The organism is Aerococcus sp. L_32 (assembly GCF_050689315.1).
Genome location: NZ_JBOEQF010001129.1, coordinates 1 through 596 on the forward strand (window position 1 = coordinate 1; position 596 = coordinate 596).

A 596-nucleotide genomic window follows, 5' to 3' on the forward strand; every position below is an offset into this window, starting at 1 on the left:
ATATATTCTATCACAAAAACCATTGATTTATAACAAGAAACGCAAAGATATCAAGTCATCTTTGTCGTTTTATTCGTCTAAAAAGCATGGTACCGCCAACCCCTTTTATTGTAAAAATTAGGTATATCTTGATATACTTAAGGCGGATAAAGAAAAGAGGCGATCCAATGGCAAAAAATTTAGAAATAGAATACAAAAATATTTTAAGTCAAGCAGAGTACCAGGAATTGTTTAACTACTATAATTTCGCGGAAACTGCCCCCTTAACCCAAGAGAATATCTATTTTGATACTGCCGATGGTGAATTGCGTAAACGACATATTGGTTTACGAGTGCGTATAACGGATGCTTATGTCCATTTAACAATGAAACAACCTGTTAAAGACCATCAGAAATTGGAAACAACTGAAAAATTGTCCCTTATCGATGGCGAATCTATTAAAGAATCTGGAAAATTAAGTTATGGCGGTGAGGTTGCTGATTTCCTAGCAACAATTGATATTGCACTTGATGACTTAGTCATTATCGGGCGATTTAAAACTATCAGACACCAACAAGTGGTTGAAGGTCAGGATATGGTGCTGGACCACTGTTTT

The 596-nt window shown here is 35.4% G+C and carries 1 protein-coding gene; it reads left to right on the plus strand.

Annotated elements, in window-relative coordinates:
* Positions 1-167: 167 nt before the first annotated feature.
* Positions 168-596 (plus strand): CYTH domain-containing protein (locus tag ACRCJ0_RS18540; RefSeq protein WP_431391653.1); only part of this gene is annotated, 429 nt, incomplete at its 3' end.